The sequence below is a fragment of the Neochlamydia sp. S13 genome (assembly GCF_000648235.2).
In the GTDB taxonomy this organism is placed as follows: domain Bacteria; phylum Chlamydiota; class Chlamydiia; order Chlamydiales; family Parachlamydiaceae; genus Neochlamydia.
This window is the reverse complement of the sequence record NZ_AP017977.1, coordinates 403,026-426,119: the sequence shown is the minus strand read 5'-3', so window position 1 is coordinate 426,119 and position 23,094 is coordinate 403,026. Positions and strand designations below refer to the sequence as shown.

Genomic DNA, 23,094 nt, shown 5'->3' with positions numbered 1-23,094 from the left:
TCTCCCTCTTTATCAATTTTTTCTTGAGATAAATTTAAAAAAAATCTATCAGTGAGTTTTTCCATTATCAACCCGCATAGGACATGCATATGAAAAATAATTTAAAAACCCTTTTAACAATTTGCTTGAGTAGTTGTACTTTAGTTTGCCCTTTGGGCAATTTAATGAGTGCCTCATTTTCTACTTCTACCTACAATGAGAGACATGTTGCTCAGCAATGGAGCTCTACTAGTATAGTATCTGCCGATGAAGCGCTGGTAATTGATAACCTCTCTGCTCTTCCTTCTAAAGAACAAAGGGAAGCTCTCAATGATTTCTCAGGCGAGCAATATGCTAATTTAATCCAGCCCAATCAAACAGCTTCCCAGACATTTATTCGTAGGATGTACCAGCCTATCCTCAATGATAGCCTAGGCTTACAATGTGGAGAGAACTGTGATGAATATAGAGCGTGGGGAGCTGTAGGAGGAGGACAGAGCCGTCTACGCAACTCTCATGGGGCTAAAGGCTATAGAATGGATAATTTCAATATTACCTTTGGTGCTCAAAAGCCATTGAATCTTAATTTTTTAAACTCTTGGTTAACTGTTGGTATTGCCGGTTCTTATGAAAAAGACCATATTCATTTTAAGCAAAATGGGCATGGTAAAGGTAATAATTGGCAAGGAGCTATTTATTACATGTGGAATAATCCCCACTTCTATTCTTTTTCGGGAACCATTCTTGGTGCCGACTGTGTAAGAGTCAAACGCTCTATTGATGTGGGTAACCTTACTAGAAAAGCTAAAGGAAAAGCTAGAGTCAGCGAATGGACCTCTTTTACAGAACTTGGCTTAAATTTAGGTTACGAGAACTTCTATGTACAGCCTTTCGCACGGCTAGAACATGCTTCTTACCGTCGCCATGCTCTCAGCGAACATGGTGCTCAATCACTCAACTTACATGTGCGCGGCAAAAACATCAGTGCCTCTGTAGGTTATTTAGGAACACACTTAAGTACTAATCTTCCTTGGTGGGAGCTTCATTTAAATGCTGATGCAGCCTGGAAATATCGCTTTAACTTGTTACAAGAACGTTTTCAAGCCCATTTTAAAAACCTAGGCTCACAATTTAGAATCAAAGGCGTGCACCAAAAAACTAGTGGTTTTGAAGGTTCCGTTAATATTGCTAAAACCTTTTATAACTGCTGGCAAGGCTATGTTGAGTTTTCTGGCGAAGTGTGGGATCGTTTTTCTGCCTGGAACCTTGCTGGAGGCGTAACAGTTACCTGGTAATAGCTACTCATTGATGATAGATAATAGGTAGCTAAAATCCGAGAGATCTAAGGGCCATTTCCTTAGATCTCTTGTTTTTTTTAGGAAATAAAAAAACTTTCTCAACCAACAATTTAAGATTTATTCTAAGCTTAAGTTACCTTTTTACAATTGACTATTCTAATGATGGGTCTTGAAGGACTCATTAAAATTAAAAAACTTTACATTCACTTACTCACTTTAAAATCATTTGTTACTGGCAAGAAAAGGTGGCCGCTATAAACTCAGCTTTCTTCCCAGATTTTTTTTGCTACAGATGCCCTTACCAATTCTAAGCTCTTTTAAGAGTTTAATAATCTTGTTTTATTTTTTAATTAAAGTTTAAATCGCTTCTTTATTTCATCAGGGATAGTTTGCAGAGGATTTCCTCTTACCGTAAAAGCCCTTAACCAAGGAAGATTTCTTATCTCTAGGGGAAGGGAGTTTAATTTGTTTTCCTTTACATCCAGTTCTTGCAGCCAAAACAGATATCCTATCTCTTTAGGAAGCGAGGTAAGCTGGTTATGACTCACTTCAAAAGTTTGCAGCCTAGCCAGCCTTCCAATCTCTTTAGGAAGAGAGGCAAGATTATTTCGCTGCAACTTCAGCTGCTTTAGTTGAGATAGCTTTCCTATCTCTAGCGGAAGTGAGTTTAATTCATTTTCCTTTACATTCAGTTCTTGCAGCCAAGACAAAGTTCCTATCTCTTTAGGAAGCAAGGTAAGCTGATTATGGCTTACTTCAAAAGTTCGCAGCCCAGCTAAGCTTCCAATCTCTGAAGGAAGATTGGTAAGATTATTTCGCTGCAACTTCAGCTGCTTTAACTGAGACAACCTCCCTATCTCTAGCGGAAGCGAGTTTAATATGTTTTCTTTTACATCCAATTCTTCTAGCCTAAGTAGATCTCCTATCTCTTTAGGAAGCAAGGTAAGCTGATTATCACTCAACCCCAAAGTTTGCAACCGAGCTAGCTTTCCGATCTCTGCAGGAAGAGAGATAAGCTTGTTGTGAGATACATACAACATTTTTAGCTTAGTTAGCTTTCCTATCTCTACAGGAAGAGAAGCAAGGTGGTTGCTAGTTAAGTAAAGCTCTCTTAAGTTAGACAATTGCCCTATTTCTGCAGCAAGAGAGGTAAGATTATTCTGCTGCAACTTCAGCTGCTCTAGCTGAGATAGCTTTCCTATTTCGGCTGGAAGAGTAGTAAAGTAATTTTTGCCTAACTCGAGTAATCGCAAGTTAGATAACTGTCCAATCTTTTGAGGGAAAATGATAAGCGCGTTATCGCCTAAAAAAAGCGCTTGTAGCCGAGAGCATTTCTCTATCTCTGGGGGAAGGGAGGTAAGCTGGTTCTGATATAGATCAAGCTTTTTCAACTTAGATAGATGCCCTATCTCTGCAGGAAGTGTAGTAAGCTGATTGCTTTTTAGTTGTAGCTGGGTAAGTTGAGACAATAAACCTATTTCTGGGCATAGATAGCTTAGATGAATTTCTGATAGCTTTAATTCTATAAGAGAGGCACAATGGTTTTTAAGCCACACTTTAAAAATCTTCCCTTTTACTTCTAAAGGTAAATGCTTGATATCTTTACGCTGTAAATATTTACAGCCATCGCCCACCTTTTCCCACAACAAAAGGCGATTAACATTTACAAAATAAAAAAAATAATTAGAAAGATTAAAGTATTTATTTTTATTGGCTTGCCCTTTAAATTCTGAAGGTGAAAAGGTTTTGGCCACAGTAAAGAGTTGTCTAAAAATTTCATTTACCTTCTTTATGAGAGGAAGGCTACCTTTCAACTTGTAAATCTTATCTATAACCAGCGCTTGCTCAGTAATATGCCCTGTAGGACAATGAAATTTACCTATCTTTTTATACAGCGATGGCATTACTTCAGTAGCCAGAAGATGACGCCATCTGGTACAAACCTTAGATAAGGAAGGAGTTACACATAACTCTAAGATATTTATGAGAACATCATTGGGCAGGTGGGCTACGGAGGTAGAAGAATGCATTTACGGCAAGCTCCATTAAAATTGATTTAATTTTTTTAAAGCTTCTATCCTACTCTATGTTTCTTCAAAAAAAGGCATTTTTAAAAAGAAACATTCACTTTAGGAAGGCTTTTTCTAAGCGTATTATATTCTTTGACTAATTCCAAAACTTCATCATCCGTACATTGGCCACTTTGAATTTTCATTTTAATAAGTTCACAAGTACCCATCCAATTTCGCGTTAAAATCTTTTGCAGAGTTTCCACAAAATTAGATTCGGCTTTCTCCTTATTAATCTTCTTTTCAAGCAGATCAGAGATTATCAATTGACTTTCCAAATCATCTGTTTTTAAAACAAGAGAAATGACATCAATAAATTCATTCTTTTGGCATGCATCCAACAAGGCTAAATACATTTTTTGACAGATAGGTACACGAAAATCTGAGGGTTTTAGATTCTCTTGGGCAAGTTTTAAAAGACGGGTGCGCTCCTCTGGCATCATGAGCAGCCAACGCAGCAAATCCATTTCTAGAATACGATCCGGATCAATAGTTTGTAATCCAATATTTGCTGCTTTTTTAATATACAAATTAGGTGTATGAATTTGTTCAAGCAAGAGTGTATTTTCAGGAACTTGCATCAAATAAGCTAACTTACGTAAGCTTTCTTGCACTAATACAGGTTGATCCCATTGGCGAATCTGCTTGGCAATTCTCTCGATACACTGATGCTTGGCAGCAGGTGAACGTAAATCATACTGCTGGGAGTAATGCTTAACAAGAAAATCTAGATAATCTGAACTTGTTTCCAGTAGCTTCAAAAAAGCTTCAGGCCCTTTTTCTCTTAGAAAAACATCGGGATCTAATCCTTTAGGCATCTGAGCAATTCGGACTTCTATCCCTTCGCGCTGGAAAAGATCTCCAATTTTTACACTCGCCTCTTGTCCTGCACTATCTCCATCCAATGCTAAGTAAACTAAATTTATGCCTAGCATCAATAGTTCTTTGGCATGTCCCTCTCCAAAAGCGGTACCTTGTCCTGCAACTGTAAAGTTAAAGCCTTCTTGGATCAGGCGCAATGCATCAATTTGGCCTTCTACAATAATTACTCGCCCTTCTTTAGCAAGACGTCTACGACAATAATTTAATCCAAAAAGAACGCGAGATTTTTTAAAAAGGCTAGTTTCAGGGGTATTAATATATTTACCTCCAAAAGTTTGCTCCTTATATTTTCGGGCAGAGAATCCAATCACTGCTCCTGCCGCATCACGAATAGGGAAAGTAATTCTATCCGAAAAAAAATCACGCCAACGGCCTTCCTTACCCTCTGCTATCAATCCTACCGTGCGTAAAATCTCATCCTTGATAAACTTTGCATGCATAACTTGGCGAAAATATCCAGGAACTTTGGGAGCTAACCCAATCTGAAAGCGTCTAATAAAATCAAGGTCCAGTCCCCTTTTATATAAGTAATGTAACACTTCATGGCCTTCCGGAGTATGAAGAAGATAGAAATGATAAAAATGACAAGCCTGCTCAAGGGCTTCTTTTAAGAGAGTCTTACTAGGGCCTTTATTAGATTCGGCCTCCTCCATAATTTCTAAAGGCACATGAAAACGCTCTGCTAAGCTTTCAACGGCTTCAGAAAAACTCATTTTAAGATGCGCCATTAAGAACTGGATGGCGTCGCCATGCGCTCCACATCCAAAGCAATGATAATGGGTGTCTCCCCGCTGAATCATAAAGGAAGGTGTTTTTTCATCGTGAAAGGGACATAGCCCTTTATAGGCGGCCCCGGCACGCTTAAGATCAAGATGGGCATTCAAAACATCGACAATGTCTATTCTTTGACGGAGATTTTCAAGGCTTTCTTTAGTGAAGAGTGGCATGAATAATATATTAAGAACAAGGGTTGATAACGATTTTACTCCATAAATTTTTCTCTAGCAAGCAAATAAGATATTAGAGAAGTAGGATGAACAAATAAATTTTGTTTCTTAAATTATGAGTGATAGCAAAAAAATCCTGCATCAATGGGAGTAGCTTAATGATTGTAAATTTTACTAAAATCTTCCTTTTCACCAGGGTGGGGTGCCTGTGTTATTCATAATGAAATTCAGCTAAACGGCAAAATTTATTTAACTTGTACTAAATTTGAAGCATAGGCAGATCAAGCTTGCTTAAAAAATCAAGACTCTTTATGGGTTAACTTAGAGTATTTACCTATGGCTATGGTGTTATTTAAAATGCCAGAAAGATGGTAAGAAAGATATCCTAGCTATAAAATAGGGTAAGGGGGCAGATTATTTTCCGTTTAACCCACATATACATTCTCAATCAGATGAAGTTCTTGCGGCTTAAGCAGTTGGCAAAAGTTATCTAAGCTGCTTGTGGCTAGAATAATAAATTCTACTTCTTGTAAAGAAGCTAAAATATGGATAAAGTCCTCTGAAGGCTTTTCATCACGGATATAGACAAGCAACTTCAGGTGATCCTGCTGAGCAATCTTCCTAATCGCCTGGAAGATAGTAGAAGTTAAGCCCTCCGCGCCAGAGACATTGATAATCGTAATTTTTTGCCCTTTTAGAGCTTGCTGTAATGCAAAGATATGTTCTTCATCGAACACCTTATTTTCTCCATCATATTTTAGCAGACGGCTAGCTAACTGCTTGAGTGTCACGCGCGCACATCCTAAATGTTCGATAGCAATTCCAGCTGCTACGTTCGCTAATTGAGCAGCTTCTGCTAAGGGAAGCTTGTTTCCAATTGCATAGGCCAACATAGCTAAAACGGTATCACCTGCACCCGTCACATCTTTGACTTCATGCACGCGCACAGGGAAATCTTGGCGCTCTCCTTTTCTCTCAAAAATGGAAATTCCTGCCTCAGAGCGAGTAATGAGGAGCACCTCTGCTTCTACTTGATGGAGAATCTTTTCAGCAACTTTTTCAAGAGCAGTGGCTAAGGATAAATTTGCAGCAGAATAGGCTTCTGTTAGATTCGGCTTAATTATGGTCGTGCCTATATACTTAGTAAAATCCGTTCCTTTAGGGTCTGTGATCACTGGTATACCCAGCCGCTTGGCATATTCAATGATAGCGTTAAGTAAAGTGTTAGTTAAAAATCCTTTTCCATAATCCGATAAGGCCACCACCTGAACCCCTTGAAAAAGAACCGGTAGATGATCAATAATTTGTTGCTCAAGCTGCTCTTCCAAATTCATGAACTTTTCATGGTCCACGCGCACCACTTGCTGATTTTCAGCAATGATACGATTTTTAACAGGGGTAAAGTAGCTCGATTGCGTAACAATCCCTTTAACATCGATTTTCTCGTGGGAAAGCAGCTCTTTTAAAGCTTGCCCATAAACGTCATTACCGACCCGGCCAACAGCTACTACCTCCGCCCCTAAAGATATCAGGTTGAGCATGACATTTCCTGCTCCCCCTGGACGGTTGTCCTCGTGCTGCACATGGATAATAGCTACAGGAGCTTCAGGAGAAATACGCAGGGCCTTCCCTATCGTATAAGTATCTAACATGAGGTCACCGGCTACCAGGATTTTACACACCCCTAGCCTGCTAAAAGGACCTGTCAACCTTACCATGTTTTACCGGGAAGTAAGTAGTTACAGATGTAATCTTCCACAGCAGCCTCTAAAGGTAGGGAAGTGGCCTGCTCCTGAAGAGCTTGGCGGGTTTTAGTCATATCAGCACATGTATAATTCTGGTATTTACCTACCAGCTCAGCAGGCATATTTACATAATCTATCTTAACAGGTTTATGAATAGCTTTAAAAACAGAAGAAGCTAAATCATTCCAAGTACTAGCATTTCCTGAACCGATATTATAAATTCCATTGACTTTGTTAAAAAGAAAAGCGCAAGTCATGCGAGCCACATCTTTAATGTAGACAAAATCACGTTTTTGTCCCCCATCAGGATATTTACTTGGCTCAGAAGATTTGAAAAGCCGGACGACATTTTCATGTTGGGCTGCGGGCAACATGCGCACAATGGCTGAAGCCATCTGGCCTTTGTGATTTTCATTGGGTCCAAAAACATTAAAATACTTTAGACCTACCACTTTATTCAAAACTCTTTGATTTTTTAACCATAAATCAAAAAGATGCTTAGAATAACCATACATATTAAGCGGTTGCAGGCTCTCTAATTGATTCTCATTATCTAAGAATCCTTGCGTGCCATCCCCATAAGTTGCACCCGAAGAAGCATAGATAAAGCGTTGGCCATGGGTGAATGCATATTCAGCTAGCTTAACACTATAACGGTAATTATTTTCCAAAAGATAGCTGGCATTTCTTTCCAAGGTGCTACTGCAGGCCCCTAAGTGAATAAAAGCTTTAATGGCATCTTCGCGTCCTACCATCCATGTTAACAGCTGACTTTTATCTAAAATGTCTATAAAACATTTGCCCACTAAATTTTTCCATTTCTCAGAGGCCCCTAGATCATCTACGAGAATCAAATTAGAGATTCCTCGATCATTTAAATAGCGCACTACGCCCGAGCCAATAAATCCAGCTCCTCCTGTTATGATAATGTACTGATCACTAAATGCTTTCATAAGAAATCTTATTTAAAGGATTAAAAATTTTACCCAAATGGTTCTCTCTGTCCAAGCTAAATTTACTCCTTCCCTACCTCTTTAGTGGACCTTTTATAAGGATAGAATTTAATTATTTTCTTAAAATTCAAATAGGCAAATATTAGCAAAGCTAGGAATAGATTGAAACACCCTCACTCATTTAATTAAAGACCCAAGGGACCCGCCTTCTATCAATAGCTTTAAATAGCATTTAATCGCGCGCAGAGTCAAAAGGGTACCATCTCTCTGCAGGACGATTGATGAAAGTTGCAGGATAAAAGGTAACTTGAGGAATGATAGGAGGAGCCACACGGCCCAAACAATAAAAAGCTGTTCCGCTGCCAGTCATTGAGACGGTCTCATATCCACTTTTTAGCAGCTCTTCTTTAACTGTTTTCAAATAAGGTTTTAATTCAAAAGCAGGCTCTTCTAAATCGTTAAAATAAAAAGGCTGATTAGAAAAAAAGCTTTGTAGTGCTAATTCGGGATCGTAGGAAGATATTTTAGTTAAATCGAGTTGCTTAAATACAAGAGGAGTAGATAGCCCCTCATAAGGTTTGGCTATCCACAAGCGCTGAATAGGTAAAGGATTTAAGCAACGAACTACTTCACCCCTTCCTGTACAGTAAGCTGTTCCTTGAGATAGAAAAAAGGGAACATCTGATCCTATTTCACTCGACCATTCTATTAGCTGCTCTAGGGGAACAGGAAATCCATGCAATTGGTTAAGAGCCCATAGTGTGGTTGCGGCATTGCTACTGCCGCCTCCTAGTCCTGATTGCATAGGAATATTTTTTTCTAGAACGACCTTTAAACCAAAATTTAAGCCCGTTTTTTTTCTAAAAAGATGTGTAGCTGCTGTAATTAAATTGGAAGAATCTTTAGGAAGGCTAGGATGTTCACACATGAGCACATCTTGGCTTCCTAGAGCGAAATGAAGGGTATCATGAAGGTTAATAGTTTGGATAAGGGAAGCCAGATTATGGTATCCATCTGAGCGACGGTTTAGAACCCTTAAAAAAAGATTAATTTTAGCTGGCGCTAAAAGAGTGAGCATAGGAGTAATGTTTTAAGGCTTATTGCTATTTTAAAATAGATATTTAATAGAGCAAAAAGTCTCTTGTAAAAACAGCTTACAAGAGACCTTAAATTTTACTTGGATTTTGTAACGCTTTCTTCCTTAGGAAGAGCAGCTTTACCTTCAGGTTCAATGGTTAAACTAAAGGAAGCTTGAACGCCTTCTTTAAGTTTTACGCTAATTTTATGCACGCCTATTACCTTAATGGCATGCTTGAGTTGAAGGGTACGTTTGTCCAAAGTAATGGACATCTGCTGTTCTAAAAGCTCAGCAATATCTCCAGTACTTACAGAACCATACATATGTCCTTCATGATCTACCTTAACGATGGTGGTAATATTTTGGCCTTCCAGCTTAGCAGCAAGCTCATCGGATTCTTGGCGATCAAGAGCCGCTTTTTTCTGACGTTCCTCCTGCAGACGAGCTTGCATACGCAAAGCCTTCTTATCTGCAACAACTGCCATTCCTTGAGGCAGTAGGAAATTACGTGCGTAGCCTGGTTTAACCCCAACAATATCTCCACTACGCCCCAGCGTTTCGATGTCCTTGAGCAACAGCAATTTATTTGCCATATTTAGTTCTCCTCAATTTTAAACTTCTGCCACAAAAGGCAACAGGGCCATGTGACGGGCTCTTTTAATCGCGTTTGTCAGATGTTTCTGATAATATGCAGAAACGCCTGTAATGCGCCTTGGCAGTATTTTACCTCTTTCGGTAATAAAGCGAGAGAGAGTATTAATATCTTTATAGTCGATATGTTTAACACCAGCAGCTATAAATGGACAACGTTTACGTTTCTTCGAACGAAAATCGCCTGGCTCAGAGAACCTTTGACCCATATTTCTCATAATCTGTGCTCCTTATGCGCTTTCTTCCAATAAAGGTTTAAATTCAATTTTTTCCATAACTTTATCCGCTTGGAGTGTGATAAAGCGAACAAGATCTTCGTTAAGATGATATTCCTGCCAAAGCTCAGAAATAGCTGCTGGAATTACTTCAAAATAAATAACGAAATAGTGCCCTTCACGATGTCCATCAATTTCATAGGCCAACCGGCGGCGACCTTGATCGTGAATTTTTAAAATTGACCCTTCACGCTCTGTAATTCCTTTTTGGATTCTATCGAGCGCTTTGTGACGGGCATCATCACTTAAGGTAGCGCTGATGATATACATTCCTTCGTAAAGGTTCTTAGGTTTTTGACTCATTGTTTTCTCCTGACCAGTATAAATTTAGGTCTTCCAAGCCTCTATTGAGGCTGTTTATTAACTGTTTTCATCACCTCAGTGATGCTTTCATTCACTAGCTGCTTAAGCACATCAACAGCTTGCTTGACATAAGAGGGAAGAACTTTTTGCTCTTCAGGGGTGAAATTATCCAGCACATAGTCAGCTAGGCTACCCATTCCATGGTACCCTATCCCCATCCTTAACCTAGCATACCGTTGCGTACCTAGATAAGCTTCTATGCTTTTTAAGCCATTGTGTCCGCCAGCTCCCCCTTCTGTCCTTAGGCGCATGTGCCCATACGGTAATGCCACATCATCCACAATGACAACAAGGTTATCTGGTACTAACTTCACATAATCCATATATCGACGCACTGCTTGGCCACTTCCATTCATATAAGTGGTGGGCATCAATAGATGTATTGTCGTTTCCTTCCAAGCAGTTTTAGCTATCCACCCCTGCACCTGGGGCTTTTCTTTAAATTGCACTCCCAGCGTTAAAGCCAACTCTTGTAAAACCATAAATCCAATATTGTGCCGTGTCAGCTCATATTTTTTACCTGGATTCCCTAGTCCTACAAAGAGGCGATGCATGTTGGATGACTTACTATCCCTATCTGTTAAGGCTTATTAACGTTTAACTATAGCTACTGCTACTTCGTTAAGATCAGCCAAAGGTCTAATGCTTTCAGGGATATTCAAATCGGCCAAACGACGAGTTTCTCGCTGATTCATATTCTTTATATCTAAAACAAAAGCAGAGGGTATATCTTTGGGCAAGCAGCGTACTTTTAAGTAGCGAATGACTTGACGTAAGACGCCCCCTAATTTAATACCTACACAATCCACTACACCTGTGCACTCAATAGGCACTTTTACATTGACCTGTACATCGTCTACCAATTCTTCAAAATCCAGATGAAGTACATCATATCTGGTTACATGATATTGGATCTCTTTGAGCAATGCACGTCGTTCTTGGCCGTTTTCATCTACCAAGGTAAAAACATTTGTTGATAGCCGTCCTGGTTGAACTTGTCGACCGAGAGCATTAAACTCGCTGATGTTCAGCGCTATATTGTCTGCTTGTTCATTTCCACGCTTATAAATAATAGCAGGAACTTGACCTGCGCGGCGAAGTTGCTTGGAGCTACTCTTCTTTCCTGCAGTTCTTTTAGTAACGTTTAGCTTCATGTAGCCTCCGATAGAATAAGAGTATTAAATTCAAAAGCATACTCTTTTTAAATATTGATTAACTTTTATGGATGTCTTCTTAAGTAGCGAGATTTAGTATAGCTCGAGCAAAGAGAGGCGCTGCAGAGGCAACATGCACATTTTTTGTGGTTTTTTCTGCAAGACCCTTGAAGGGGACAGTATTTGTCGTTATCAGTGCTTCAATGCAACTTTGGTTGATAAGCGGTAGAGCTTCCCCTACAAACAAACCATGCGTCATAGACGCCCAAATTCTTTTAGCACCCTTCTCTCGGCACGCTTTCGCAGCTGATGTTAATGTTTCTCCCGTGGAGCACATATCATCAGCGAGAAGTACATCTTTTCCTTTAACATCACCTATCACTTGTAAAGCTTCCACTTCACCAGCTTTAAGTCTTTGTTTATTAACAACAGCAAACCCAACATTTAGATGATTAGCATAATCACGCCCTAATTTGATGCTACCTACATCGGGTGTCACAACAACTAGCTCATCAGTCTCAAATTTCCTGAAAACTTTTGCTAAGAGAGGCATGCACTGGAGGTTGATCACAGGGATATCAAAAAACCCCTGGACTTGACCTGCATGCAAATCTGCAGCAATTATGCAAGCAACACCCGCTTTTTGCAAAAGATCGGCAACAAGCTTAGCAGTAATAGGCACCTGCGGCTTATCTTGACGATCTTGCCGGCAATACCCATAATAAGGAATAACGGCTGTGATGCGGCGTGCTGAAGCTCTTTTCAGCGCGTCTACCATAATCAAAAGCTCCATTAAATACTCATTGGGCGCAAAAGCTAATGATTGGATGACATACACATCTTTATTGCTAACATCTTCCAAAACTTCCAGAAAAATTTCCTGGTCAGGAAAACGTTGAATGCTAATCTTACCTAGCTTAACTTTTAAGTCTTTTGCTACTTCTTTGGATAGTTCAGGATGAGAAGTACCGGCAAAGACTACAAAGTTAGGGGCGGTGGGTATCATTTAACCTATTTATCTACTTACTAGATTTGGGGTGGAAGGATTCGAACCTCCGCATGGCGGTACCAAAAACCGCTGCCTTACCGCTTGGCGACACCCCAGTACAATTACTGTTTAGCGCGATAATCAAGTTTGATATGCTACAGGAATGGAAGATTTTTAGCAAACACCTTTTATTTTTTTTGTTTATTTGTTAGCTTCAATGCCCTAGAACAGGTTCTCTTAAATTTTTATTTCCTGGTTCTAAAGTTTAAATAGCCCTCTACAAGCTACCTTGCCCTTACGTTACATGAGTGAGCAAGAATGATTATTCTCGTTCCTCTTACTGAAAAAGCCCACCCCAAGCTTTATTTAATCTATAAAAATGCCTAGACTTTTTTTATTTACTTCCCTAGCCTTCTGGCGATTGGGGATTTGCCTACCTCTAGAAAAAAAACTATAGTAGAATCTACAAAAAAAAATTCTATAGCCCGCGCCTTCATTTGAAAGCGCCAAGATGTAAAAAACTTTACAAGATAATGCTTTAACGATGAGATACAAAGGCTATATAAAAAGCTTTCAAGAGATTTTCTGTATTTTTTTTAGGCTTGCCCCTATGATGAGGAAAAAAATTTTAACTAGATAAAACGAGCCCTTATACATTTATGCATATTATCAATATTGCTTCTGAACTAGCTCCAATTGCCAAAGTTGGCGGGTTAGGAGATGTCTTACTAGGTTTAAGCAGAGAACTTTCATGCAAGGGACATGATATTGACCTTATTATTCCCAAATATGATTGCATGGATACAGAAAGCATCCGCGATTTTGCTATCTATAATGATTCTCTTCCCTCTTTCTATAAAGGAACTTGGCATCGCAATACCATCTGGAAAGGCTGGGTAGAGAATCTTAAAGTCTATTTCATTGAGCCTCATCATCCCGCCCATTTCTTTCACCGCGGTTGTTTTTATGGCTGCGCAGATGATATGGAGCGCTATCTTTATTTCTCGCGAGCGGCTTTAGAATTTATAGAAAAAGAAGGGTTATCTCCTCATATTATACACTTGCATGATTGGCAAACAGCTGTGATTGCCCCTCTCTATCATGAGCTTTATCGACCCCAATGCGTTAAAGAGGCTAAAATCGTTTTTACTATCCACAATATCGAATATCAAGGACATTGCTCAAGTAGTGATCTTGATAATATAGGATTAAATGGCTCGCATTATCTTCTGCCAGATAATATGCAAGATGCTCAATACAAAGAGGCTATCAACCTATTAAAAGGAGCGATTATTTATGCAGATCATATCACCACCGTCTCACCTAATTATGCAAAAGAAGTGCTCACTCCTCTAGGAGGCCGCGGTTTAGATAAAACATTATACAAATACAAAAACAAATTTAAAGGGATTTTGAATGGGATTGATTATTCCTTTTGGAATCCTGAGATCGATCGTTATCTTCCCACACATTATTCTCCTCGAGAAGCACCGGAAAGCAAAAAAGATCGTCATACGCTAGATAAAAAAGCTTACATAAAAAATTTCTTAAGAGAACGCTTATTTTTAGCCGAAGAACATCGCCCGATTATAGGCTGCATTGCGCGTTTGGTTCCTCAAAAAGGCATCGAGCTTATTAAACACGCTCTTCATTATACTTTAGAGAAAAAAGGGCAATTTTTATTGCTAGGATCTAGCCCTATCGAGGGTATCAACGCCGAATTTCAACAGCTTAATCGCCATTTTCATGAGCACCCTCACGTGCGCCTAATTTTACATCATAGCGAAGAATTGGCTCATCTGATCTATGCGGCTTCAGATATGTTTATCGTACCTTCTTTATTCGAACCTTGTGGCTTAACCCAGATGATTGCTCTTAAATATGGAACTATCCCTATTGTGCGTAAGACGGGAGGGTTAGCAGATACGATTTGTGATGTAGACTATTCAGGAAAACCTATTGAAAAAACAAATGGATATGTTTTCGAATACCCTGATGCTAAAGGAATTGAGTCAGCTTTAGATAGAGCTTTTGAATGTTGGTTCCATTATCCTGACCGCTGGCGTCAGCTTATCATTCGTGCAATGAAGACAGATTTCAGCTGGAATACTCCTTCTGATGAATATTTAAACATCTATCAGAGCATCCTAGCCACCGAAAAAGAGGCTAAAAAATCCCCTTTATAGAGGGAAATTTACAAGTTGATCTTTTTTTAGAGAAAATAAATCTAAAGTTTTGTAAAAGTTAAGCTAAAATCCTTCAAATTATAGGTCACTTCTTGAGTATAGCTAATTACTTTACCTTTATTCGCATTTTTATCAGCCCCATTTTTCTTTTAGTCTATCTTCACCATGATTATTTAGAAATTAATCCATCTCTTCTACCCTATGTTTTACTTTTTTTACTTGGGGTTAGTGAATTATCAGATGCCTTTGATGGCTATTTGGCACGCAAATATAACCAAGTAACAGATTTTGGAAAAATACTAGATCCTATGGCTGATAGCATTGCGCGTCTCTCTTATTTTCTAACATTTACCGCAGAGCCTGTCAGGTTGCCCTTAGCTTTAATTTTTATCTTTGTCTATCGCGATTCTGTCGTTAGTACACTTCGAACCATTTGTGCGCTTAAAGGGTTTGCTTTAGCAGCGCGTACCAGCGGGAAAATTAAAGCAGGAATTCAAGCGATGGCTGCTTTAACTGTATTAATCCTGATGATTCCTCATTCCTTAGGTTATTTATCCAGCCATGATCTACAATACATAAGCACATGGGTTGTAGGTATAGCAGGAATTTATACTGCTTATTCTGGAGTAGACTATGTGTATGCCAATAGACAATACATTGCCAAGCTATTGTCTTTGCATCCAGCTAAACCCTAAGCCCTCATAAATTTTTAGGTGATTACCCCTTTGTTAGTAGGCCATGCCTAAAGGAGATTACCAAAGAGCCTTATGGTTAATTTCGAAGATGGATACCACAAGATAGTCTTATCTTAAAGAGCTAGCCTTCCTCCAGCTTCAATTACAAAGATCTTCAAAAAAAAAGAAGGTTTTACCGACATTTTCTCCTTGCGATTAGAGGTCTAAATCATGAGGTCGACTAAAAAGGGTGGAAGATAGGAAAGTATCGCCAATTAATAAAGCAAAATACTCACCTTGAGAGGTGGCCCAGCAAATTGCCCGCTCTCACAGGAATCATATTTTTTGCCCCTCTTATCGCTTACTACAAGATGGAGTTTCTTGCAATCTAACTCTCACTTAAATCAATTTGCTATAAATCTCAGAGTCCTATACTTTGGGACAACTTTTTACACAATTATACAGCTAATAAAAACTTCTTTTTTAAAAGAGAGCTGCTAGGAAGATGATTCTCCTTTTAGGCTCGGTAGACGTTGTTTCTTTAAGCGATATGATCCTTAAAATCAAGTAGATAATCTATCATGAATTATAAAATTTCAGGGAAACTTTATACAGACGTAAGATGACTCATAATTTCAATTGCTATGTACTAGCCAAAAACTCCATCTTCTAGTTTTTACTGAGCCCCTACCAAACCGAGAAACTTGTGATCACGAATATAAGGTGCATGGCCCCTTCTTTCCCCGTTGCAGCGCTCCATGATCGGAATATTGATAGCAGAGCTTCCACTAGGAAAGGGTAAGCAAATGAATTCTGAAAACCGAATATCTAGATGAGTTGTAGCTCCAATTAGGATATCAAGCAGAAGCATTTATTGAAGGTAAAAAAGAATTTCTAGCAAGCCCAAAGAGCCACTTAATGGCCTTATTAACAAACGCAAAAAACAAGTGTAATCGCGGTAGAAGGAGAGGATTCTTGAAAAAAAATTTAATTTTCGCATCATTAAATTATACGTTTAAAAAAACTCCGTCTACATATCCAACCCTCTGAAAGCTGTCTTTCTACTTACACAAGGGATTCTATAAAGTATGGGGTTGTATAAGAGGTAGCTCAAAAAGGCATTGTAGACTTTTTAGAAGTTCTTTATACCGTCCTCTAGTTAATGAAATTCGTTTCTTAAGGAAAGAGACCGGCTTTTAAAGGCTTTGTTTTTTTTGGGTTATAGAAACGTAGTCCCTTCAATGATATAAGGTTATCCTTCGCAAGGAACTAGGCGTCTAGCAATAGATGCCAAATCTCTATTAAGCAGGGTTAGAGCCCTATGTTAGTGTCTTAAGTGACGTTGAAAACATCCAGGGAGTACCCATTTCTATTATCACCCTAGATCCGCTGATACGGCTATAGAACGTCCTTCGGTTTTCTCAGTTTGAAGAAAATTGAAATTATAAGAGATTTCATGCCGTAATTTAAAAATTCCATAACAGTTCAGAACGAGTAAAAGTCCTCCAGCAATCGTCATGACAGTCTGTGCTTGTGCTGTATCTACCAAAGCAAACGCACCTAAAGTAATTACGGCATAGATATAATAGAGTTTACGACCTTTTCTAGGGTGCAAATATTCAGCGCACTTAAGACCTACGCAAAAATAAGCATTGATAGTGGAATATCCCAGCAAAAACAAAAACAAAGGCATAAACCATTCCATGTAAGGAAAATATTGAGCTAAAGCTGTTTGAATGAGCAGGCTAGAATTAATGGGCTGATGCCATAGATCTGTCACTAAAATGATAAGGACGCTAGTGGTACAAATCATGAAAGTGTCCACAAAAATATCAAAAATCACCAAGGAAGCCTGTTTTTCTGGTATTTTAACAAAGCTTTCACTATGAATAACAGAAGCATAGCCTACCCCTAGGTCACCTGTATAGCATCCTCGGCGAACTCCTTGCGATATAGTTCCCATTGCTGAGCTGCCAATAAAACCTCCCACGGCGGCATGGCCTGTAAAAGCTGTATTAAAAACTGCTTTTAAAACCTCGGGAATCCTATCGATATTTTGGATAAGTACCCAACATCCCATGCCTAGATAAACAAACACAAAAAGAGGAATAGAAATTCCTGAGATATTGCCTACTCGGCGCACGCCTCCCTGTCCTGCAAAAATCACTAAAGCTAGCAAGATAGCCAGAACAAGGTAAGGAGAAAGATTTACATTGGCTGTCACACTCTTTACAATCACATTAAATTGATAAACTTCCACTCCGTAAATGCACAAAAGACCACCTACAATAGTGGGAACAAAAGAGCCTTTGAACACTCTTTGCAAAAAATACATGGGACCCCCATTATACCCTCCGTGGGCATTGGGCACGCGGTAACGAATCCCTAGATATACCTCACTATATTTAATCATCATACCAGCAATAGCAGTGAGCCAAATCCACAATAAAGCACCGGGGCCCCCAATTTGCACAGCTGTAGTAATTCCCACAATATTCCCAATGCCTACGCATCCACCTACACAAGCAAAGAAGGCTTGTAAAGGATGGACACCACTTTTATCTTTATCTGGCACAAATAAAAAGCCAAAAAATGTCTTTACCACACGAGGAAACTGAACGATTTGCACCCAACGAGCTTGAAAGCTTAAAAAAACCCCCAATAGAAGAATGGTGGGAACGGCTACATATCCCCATAGAATATTTTCCACCTGTTCCAGGTGGATAAAAAAATTGTCTAGCATTAGATATTAAACTATAAAGATTTACAAAAATTATTTGAGCAATAATATATTATATTCTTACTATCTTGTATTAGTCAACAATTTCCCGCAGTTTACTCAGTATTGTTATCTTAATAAAATTTTCTTTGGCAAGCTGAGAGCTTTAATATAAAAAATTAAGATTTTTATGGGTTTTTTCTCTTGTATCTGCCGGCCGGTTTCCCTCACTAAATAGATAATTAACTAGGACAAGAGAGCTGAAATTTATTTAATCGCAAACCTTTTACTCATGGCAGCTACAAGCATTCTTGTTATTCTAAACTTTTTAACTTCTCAATTTTAAAGCTCAGATCAGGCTTACGATGGATGAAAGTCAAGTAAATTCAAGTAAATTGAAGTTTATAAATAAAATTATACCTTTTAAAGCCCCCCCCCCCTTTAAAGAAACCCCGTCTGTATAAACAAAAAAGAAGTTAACCTTTTTCCAAGCTAGCTCTCTCCGTAGCAACAATCTTTTTATTAAAGCTATGATTACATAAAAAGCTGCTCAAAAGCGTATCATAAAGTTTTTAAAAAATTTTAGAATAGAAAATCTAACCCTTCTTTTCAAATCCATTGATTTTCAAAAAATCTTCCTTCCAATGATAGTGGCTTAACACTTGAGTAGTATCACGGCCTAGGAGCGTATAAGCAACATAAATAGCCTCTATAGAGGCTAATCCCCGTGCTGGATCTATGCAATCTTCTTGACGCCGAGGATAAGCGGTGCGAAAATGAGAAGGCAGACTCCTTTTTGGTAGTTCGGCATGCCTTTCTACAAATTTTAGCATTTTTTCTGCATAGCGCCAGGTACTATCTAAAATAAACAGGCCCTGCCCTGCATCTTCTAAAGATAAAACCGGAGCCTCCAACGTTAACATGGTATATCCTACCAAGGAAGGTAAAATGCTTTTAGGATAGGTATAAAAATGGAAATCTTTAGCCCCTTCTAGACCCCTTAAACTACATTTTTTAAGGTTTTCTTTATGGTGCCGTAAAATTACAGTAGGAGGAAAGGATTGCATGATATAAATTAATTAGTTAATATGCATTAAAAAAAAGTATAGTAACATGAGTTTAAATTCATTTTCAAGAGGGAAAAATATATGAGGCCAGTGCTAACCTATATGTGTAGTATGATGGTGGGAGTGACCTTTTTTATTACTCCTGCTAAAGGTATCTCTACTGATTCCCTCCAGTGGATGACCAATTATGAGGAAGCAGAAAACCTTTCGCGCGCAACTTTTAAGCCCATTATTTTATTTTTTACTGGCTCAGACTGGTGTAATTGGTGCTCTAAGCTTGAGCAAGAAAGCTTAGATACACCAGAATTTGCACAAGCGGTAGGCGATAAATTTATTTTTATGAGGCTAGATTTTCCAGTAAATTCTACCCTACCAACTCCCTTAGCTGTCCAAAACAAACAACTCCAAAAAAAATATAATATACGAAGTTTTCCTACTTTAATCATTTTAGATGGTCAGCAACAAAAGCAGATCGGTATCACCGGATATCGCGCCGGAGGCGGAAAGATGTATGCCGCCCACCTTTCAAAAATTGTCGCGGACTATTTCGACTATCAAAAAAAGTTAGAGGCTATAAACAAACAAAAGTATTCGGGCGCCGAACTTAAAAAACTTTATGCAGTAGCCCAAAATTTTGGATATGAGAGTGATATTAACCAAATTATTAAAGTAGGCGTTAATTCGGAAGATAGCCATTTCTTCATGATTGAACGCTATCGCAAAATGACTCAAGAAGGCCTGTCGGGGCTTGCTGAAGCTACGGCATTAAAGAAAGAGTTGCAGCTAATGGATCCTAACAACGAAAAGATGACTCACTATCATCTGGCTCTTATCGATTTTGAAGGATATACAGAGGCGGGCGATAAACGCTCAGCTGATCTAGCTGTAGCTTCTCTTGTCAATTATATTCAGAAGTTTGGCCCTAAAGATAAAGAACATCTGTGGCGCCTGCAGATGATTATTTCACAAATTTATTTTGACCGAAATAATCTTGCAGAGGCCCTAAATTTCGCCGAAAGCTCTTTTACGTCTGCCCCTCCTACTGCAAAAATTGAGATCTCAACTGCTATTAAGAATATTAAATCTCAAATGGCTACTGAAACGGCGGTGGTCAGGCATTAATTAACAATGGAAGTTTAGCTTAAGTTATAATTGAAGCAGCGGTTTAGAATATTCTATCCCTTTAAATTATTCTTTATGCCCCCTATCCTTGTAAAACCCTTTCTTTAAATAGAGAGGCAACTTTTAAACAATGGGTTACGGGGAGTTAGTTTTTTAAAACGTATTACACCCTCATCTCCCCACAAAATTGTAGACTAGCCAGTTATCTGCCACCTCTTTTTAGGAATATTTGTTTAAACCGGGGGCAAGACAACCCTTAAGGACTTGCTATTTTACCCACCCCACTCCGTGACTCTCAAGAGCTCTTTGGGGATCTCATAGAGAAAACGTGAAGGCTTACAAGAGACTTTTTTTCCCATTTTATGGCGAGAGCAAGCCATGCTAATCACTAAATTTTGCATCGCCCGCGTCATCGCTACATACATTAAACGCCGCTCTTCCTCTACTCCTGTTTCTTTTAGGCTTTTCTCATGAGGAATAATATGATCCTCTATTCCTACTAAGAAACATACCGGAAATTCCAATCCTTTAGCACTATGGAAAGTCATTAAATTGACTTTATCTTCTCCTGTTTGCTGCTGACGAGCCATACGCTCCCAATCATTTTCTAAGCAAACGGTGCCTAAAAAATCATAGAGCCGGGGTTGCTTATGAAGCTTTTCTTTCACCTTACATGCATAATCTCTCAACGTCTCTACAAACTCCAGGCAATTTTCCCATTTAAATTCCCGCATCTGAGAACTTTTAACCTCTTCCTCGATAGCTTTACGGTAATCAATTTTTTCAATTAGCCATTCAAAAGTTTCTGCTAAAGGCATGTTTTCAAAGCGCTCTTGAGCTTCCTCAATAAGAGCTACAAACTCACGGATAGCTTTCAAAGTCTTTGCAGGTAAGGAACTCTTAATCTCTTCCTCTTTAAGCTGGTCATCACCTACCATTTTTAAAACTTCCCAAAGAGAAATATTCTGCTGGCGATTATAGGCCGTAAGAGCATCTAAAGAAACTCCACCTATATTACGTCGAGGTTGATTAATAATACGTAGTAAAGCTTCCTGATCTCTATTATTGACTATCACACGTAAATAAGCACATAAATCTTTTACTTCACGCCTTTCATAAAATTCTATGCCCCCGTAAATTTGATAAGGTATCCCTTTCATCCATTGCCCATTCTCTACCCACGTATATTTTAATAAAGCCGTTTCAAAAGCACGAGAAAGAGCATTAGAACGGTATAAAATAGCAAAATCATTCCAACGCAGGCCTTTTTCTTCCTTCATTTTTACCATTCTATACACGACAGCTTCAGCTTCATCACTCTCTTGAGGAGCATAAAAAATCTCAATGGGATCACCCTCTCCCTTGGTGCTCCATAAGGCCTTAGGATAACGAGACTGATTTTTGCTGATCACCGCATTAGCGGCTTTAAGAATACTATTGGTGGAGCGATAATTTTGTTCCAGCTTAATCACTACTGCTTGCTCAAAATCTAAAATGTTGCGTACTTCCGCTCCTCGCCAGCCATAAATAGACTGATCATCATCACCTACTACACACAAATTATTATATTTAGCAGAAAGCAATTTTGCTAAGCGATACTGAATAGGGTTGGTATCTTGATACTCATCGATCATGATATAACGATACTGTTCCTGATAGCGATTAAGGACGTCGGGATACTTTTCTAAAAGCTGGACCGTAAGCACCAATAAATCATCAAAATCAACAGCATTATAGGCACGCATACTTTCTTGCAAGCGACGATAAAGAGTGCTTGAAAATTGATCATGCCAGGCAGATCCTGTATTTTGAATCTGCTCTGCACAAAGCCCTTTATTCTTAGCCTGCGTGATCACCGCTAACGTAGCGGCTAATGAAGGCAGATCTTTTTCTCTTTCTAGCATATCACGTGCAAGAGTAGAAATGAGACGTTGCACATCCGACTCACGATAAATAGTAAATTCTTTGGTGTAACCCAAACGTACGATCTCTTCTCTTAGTATTTGAATGCAAAAACTATGAAATGTACATAAGGTAACCAGCTTGGCTATCTTATGAGGGACGAGTGAGACCATTCGATGATACATCTCGGCTGCAGCTTTATTGGTAAAAGTGAGGCCGAGAATATGGCTAGGATGAACGCCTAGGTTATTGATTAGATGGCCCATACGCATCGTAAGAACGCGCGTTTTGCCCGTACCAGCTCCAGCCAAGATTAAGACACGGCCTGTAATGGTATCCACAGCTTGCTTCTGCTGAGTATTAAGTCCCGCGCTCATGATGATTGGTACTTAAGAGCTTTATTAAATCCATATAAATGTCTAAAGACGTTGCCTGTTTAGCATTAACGCGCGGCTTTACATTAAGGTCTTGCCCTAATGGAAGACTTGACTGGCAATAGCGAAAAGCCTCACGCGTAATTCTTTTAAACCGATTACGATCATGAGCTTTACCATAGCGTTTGGTGACGGTAATCCCTAATCGGGTCATTTGCAAAGGATTAGGAACGATTTCTATGGTAATCCATCGCCCGATTAAACGTTTACTGCTGTGAGTAAACTTCTGAAATTGATAACGCTTGCGTAATCTAAAAAGCTTGGAAAAGCTGTATCTCACGCCCTTGTTAAAGCCTTACGACCTCGGCGACGACGGGAATTGATGATTTTACGTCCATCAGCAGTTTTCATTCTTTTACGAAAGCCATGCTCGGATTTACGACGACGTTTACTAGGTTGGTATGTGCGCTTCACATTAACTTCCTTGATTAAAATTTTCGACAATTAAATAAATATGAACAGCAGAATACAAAACAGGTAAAATAAATGCAAGAAAAGAAGTAGAGGAAACTGATCAGAAGGCAGCTAAAAAAATGAAAGAGAACAGTGGTATTTTAACTTAAGCTTACCTATCTACTCTTCATCAATGAGCCCCTCTCATCCCTACC

At 38.9% G+C, this 23,094-nt stretch carries 20 protein-coding genes and 1 tRNA gene; 4 read left to right on the top strand and 17 right to left on the bottom strand.

The window, feature by feature from the left end; translation table 11 throughout:
• Positions 1–89: 89 nt before the first annotated feature.
• Entirely contained in the window at positions 90–1,274 is a 1,185-nt protein-coding gene (locus TY21_RS01620) for an autotransporter domain-containing protein (protein WP_042243043.1), read from the top strand.
• 353 nt (positions 1,275–1,627) lie between these two features.
• Here TY21_RS01620 and TY21_RS01615 read toward each other — a convergent pair whose 3' ends face one another.
• The 12 genes from TY21_RS01615 to TY21_RS01560 form a co-directional block, all read right to left on the bottom strand.
• Complete coding sequence (locus TY21_RS01615) at positions 1,628–3,307, bottom strand: leucine-rich repeat domain-containing protein (protein ID WP_052354607.1); 1,680 nt, start codon at positions 3,305–3,307, stop codon at positions 1,628–1,630.
• Positions 3,308–3,387: 80 nt separating this feature from the next.
• Entirely contained in the window at positions 3,388–5,175 is a 1,788-nt protein-coding gene (dnaG, locus tag TY21_RS01610; RefSeq protein WP_042243040.1) for a DNA primase, read from the bottom strand.
• A gap of 425 nt (positions 5,176–5,600) precedes the next feature.
• Entirely contained in the window at positions 5,601–6,857 is a 1,257-nt protein-coding gene (locus TY21_RS01605; protein ID WP_232044380.1) for a bifunctional heptose 7-phosphate kinase/heptose 1-phosphate adenyltransferase, read from the bottom strand.
• Positions 6,858–6,886: 29 nt separating this feature from the next.
• Entirely contained in the window at positions 6,887–7,873 is a 987-nt protein-coding gene (gene rfaD, locus TY21_RS01600) for an ADP-glyceromanno-heptose 6-epimerase (RefSeq protein WP_042243035.1), read from the bottom strand.
• Between the two features lie 232 nt (positions 7,874–8,105).
• Positions 8,106–8,951: a 4-(cytidine 5'-diphospho)-2-C-methyl-D-erythritol kinase gene (gene ispE / locus TY21_RS01595; protein WP_042243032.1), complete on the bottom strand. Its 846-nt coding sequence runs from the start codon at positions 8,949–8,951 to the stop codon at positions 8,106–8,108.
• A gap of 95 nt (positions 8,952–9,046) precedes the next feature.
• On the bottom strand, positions 9,047–9,544 hold the full coding sequence (rplI, locus tag TY21_RS01590) for a 50S ribosomal protein L9 (RefSeq protein WP_042243029.1): 498 nt from the start codon (positions 9,542–9,544) through the stop codon (positions 9,047–9,049).
• An 18-nt stretch (positions 9,545–9,562) separates the two neighbouring features.
• Positions 9,563–9,811, bottom strand: coding sequence for a 30S ribosomal protein S18 (rpsR, locus tag TY21_RS01585; RefSeq protein WP_130589701.1), 249 nt, complete (start codon positions 9,809–9,811; stop codon positions 9,563–9,565).
• A gap of 21 nt (positions 9,812–9,832) precedes the next feature.
• Positions 9,833–10,180: a 30S ribosomal protein S6 gene (rpsF, locus tag TY21_RS01580; protein WP_039385771.1), complete on the bottom strand. Its 348-nt coding sequence runs from the start codon at positions 10,178–10,180 to the stop codon at positions 9,833–9,835.
• A gap of 41 nt (positions 10,181–10,221) precedes the next feature.
• Positions 10,222–10,794 carry an aminoacyl-tRNA hydrolase gene (gene pth / locus TY21_RS01575; RefSeq protein ID WP_042243024.1) on the bottom strand — a complete coding sequence of 191 codons (573 nt, stop codon included), beginning with the start codon at positions 10,792–10,794 and terminating at the stop codon, positions 10,222–10,224.
• Positions 10,795–10,830: 36 nt separating this feature from the next.
• Positions 10,831–11,394 (bottom strand): 50S ribosomal protein L25/general stress protein Ctc, encoded by a 564-nt coding sequence (locus TY21_RS01570; RefSeq protein ID WP_039385775.1) that lies wholly within the window; start codon positions 11,392–11,394, stop codon positions 10,831–10,833.
• A gap of 79 nt (positions 11,395–11,473) precedes the next feature.
• Entirely contained in the window at positions 11,474–12,400 is a 927-nt protein-coding gene (locus TY21_RS01565; RefSeq protein WP_042243020.1) for a ribose-phosphate pyrophosphokinase, read from the bottom strand.
• A 26-nt stretch (positions 12,401–12,426) separates the two neighbouring features.
• Positions 12,427–12,498: transfer RNA gene (locus TY21_RS01560), tRNA-Gln, on the bottom strand.
• 543 nt (positions 12,499–13,041) lie between these two features.
• Here TY21_RS01560 and glgA point away from each other — a divergent pair.
• The gene (glgA, locus tag TY21_RS01555; RefSeq protein ID WP_042243017.1) at positions 13,042–14,568 is read left to right on the top strand and encodes a glycogen synthase GlgA; all 1,527 of its coding nucleotides are present in this window, start codon (positions 13,042–13,044) and stop codon (positions 14,566–14,568) included.
• A 92-nt stretch (positions 14,569–14,660) separates the two neighbouring features.
• Complete coding sequence (pgsA, locus tag TY21_RS01550; protein ID WP_042243015.1) at positions 14,661–15,263, top strand: CDP-diacylglycerol--glycerol-3-phosphate 3-phosphatidyltransferase; 603 nt, start codon at positions 14,661–14,663, stop codon at positions 15,261–15,263.
• Positions 15,264–16,617: 1,354 nt separating this feature from the next.
• Here the strand turns inward: pgsA and TY21_RS01545 are convergent.
• A complete protein-coding gene (locus TY21_RS01545; protein ID WP_042243009.1) occupies positions 16,618–17,985 on the bottom strand; it encodes an amino acid carrier protein in 1,368 nt (455 codons plus the stop codon).
• A gap of 572 nt (positions 17,986–18,557) precedes the next feature.
• On the bottom strand, positions 18,558–18,884 hold the full coding sequence (locus tag TY21_RS01540) for a DTW domain-containing protein (RefSeq protein WP_232044379.1): 327 nt from the start codon (positions 18,882–18,884) through the stop codon (positions 18,558–18,560).
• Positions 18,885–19,109: 225 nt separating this feature from the next.
• On the opposite strand from TY21_RS01540, the gene TY21_RS01535 reads away from it, so the two are divergent.
• Positions 19,110–20,150 (top strand): thioredoxin family protein, encoded by a 1,041-nt coding sequence (locus TY21_RS01535; RefSeq protein WP_042243003.1) that lies wholly within the window; start codon positions 19,110–19,112, stop codon positions 20,148–20,150.
• Positions 20,151–20,422: 272 nt separating this feature from the next.
• Here the strand turns inward: TY21_RS01535 and TY21_RS01530 are convergent, their stop codons facing one another.
• The 3 genes from TY21_RS01530 to rpmH are packed head-to-tail and all read right to left on the bottom strand — an operon-like array spanning position 20,423 to position 22,900.
• Positions 20,423–22,429 carry an ATP-dependent helicase gene (locus tag TY21_RS01530; protein WP_042242998.1) on the bottom strand — a complete coding sequence of 669 codons (2,007 nt, stop codon included), beginning with the start codon at positions 22,427–22,429 and terminating at the stop codon, positions 20,423–20,425.
• The gene (rnpA, locus tag TY21_RS01525; RefSeq protein ID WP_079979983.1) at positions 22,413–22,766 is read right to left on the bottom strand and encodes a ribonuclease P protein component; all 354 of its coding nucleotides are present in this window, start codon (positions 22,764–22,766) and stop codon (positions 22,413–22,415) included. Before rnpA ends, TY21_RS01530 begins: the two co-directional genes overlap by 17 nt.
• The gene (gene rpmH, locus TY21_RS01520; protein ID WP_042242994.1) at positions 22,763–22,900 is read right to left on the bottom strand and encodes a 50S ribosomal protein L34; all 138 of its coding nucleotides are present in this window, start codon (positions 22,898–22,900) and stop codon (positions 22,763–22,765) included. Before rpmH ends, rnpA begins: the two co-directional genes overlap by 4 nt.
• Positions 22,901–23,094: the final 194 nt, after the last annotated feature.

Bases quoted from the DNA above. Each gene is read 5' to 3' on its own strand.
- TY21_RS01570 (WP_039385775.1), bottom strand. From the start codon at position 11,394: ATGAAGCTAAACGTTACTAAAAGAACTGCAGGAAAGAAGAGTAGCTCC.
- glgA (WP_042243017.1), top strand. From the start codon at position 13,042: ATGCATATTATCAATATTGCTTCTGAACTAGCTCCAATTGCCAAAGTT.
- TY21_RS01530 (WP_042242998.1), bottom strand. From the start codon at position 22,429: ATGAGCGCGGGACTTAATACTCAGCAGAAGCAAGCTGTGGATACCATT.
- rplI (WP_042243029.1), bottom strand. From the start codon at position 9,544: ATGGCAAATAAATTGCTGTTGCTCAAGGACATCGAAACGCTGGGGCGT.
- rpsR (WP_130589701.1), bottom strand. From the start codon at position 9,811: ATGGGTCAAAGGTTCTCTGAGCCAGGCGATTTTCGTTCGAAGAAACGT.
- TY21_RS01565 (WP_042243020.1), bottom strand. From the start codon at position 12,400: ATGATACCCACCGCCCCTAACTTTGTAGTCTTTGCCGGTACTTCTCAT.
- TY21_RS01535 (WP_042243003.1), top strand. From the start codon at position 19,110: ATGAGGCCAGTGCTAACCTATATGTGTAGTATGATGGTGGGAGTGACC.
- dnaG (WP_042243040.1), bottom strand. From the start codon at position 5,175: ATGCCACTCTTCACTAAAGAAAGCCTTGAAAATCTCCGTCAAAGAATA.
- rpsF (WP_039385771.1), bottom strand. From the start codon at position 10,180: ATGAGTCAAAAACCTAAGAACCTTTACGAAGGAATGTATATCATCAGC.
- TY21_RS01615 (WP_052354607.1), bottom strand. From the start codon at position 3,307: ATGCATTCTTCTACCTCCGTAGCCCACCTGCCCAATGATGTTCTCATA.
- TY21_RS01540 (WP_232044379.1), bottom strand. From the start codon at position 18,884: ATGTTAACGTTGGAGGCTCCGGTTTTATCTTTAGAAGATGCAGGGCAG.
- TY21_RS01545 (WP_042243009.1), bottom strand. From the start codon at position 17,985: ATGCTAGACAATTTTTTTATCCACCTGGAACAGGTGGAAAATATTCTA.
- ispE (WP_042243032.1), bottom strand. From the start codon at position 8,951: ATGCTCACTCTTTTAGCGCCAGCTAAAATTAATCTTTTTTTAAGGGTT.
- TY21_RS01620 (WP_042243043.1), top strand. From the start codon at position 90: ATGAAAAATAATTTAAAAACCCTTTTAACAATTTGCTTGAGTAGTTGT.
- rfaD (WP_042243035.1), bottom strand. From the start codon at position 7,873: ATGAAAGCATTTAGTGATCAGTACATTATCATAACAGGAGGAGCTGGA.
- pth (WP_042243024.1), bottom strand. From the start codon at position 10,794: ATGCATCGCCTCTTTGTAGGACTAGGGAATCCAGGTAAAAAATATGAG.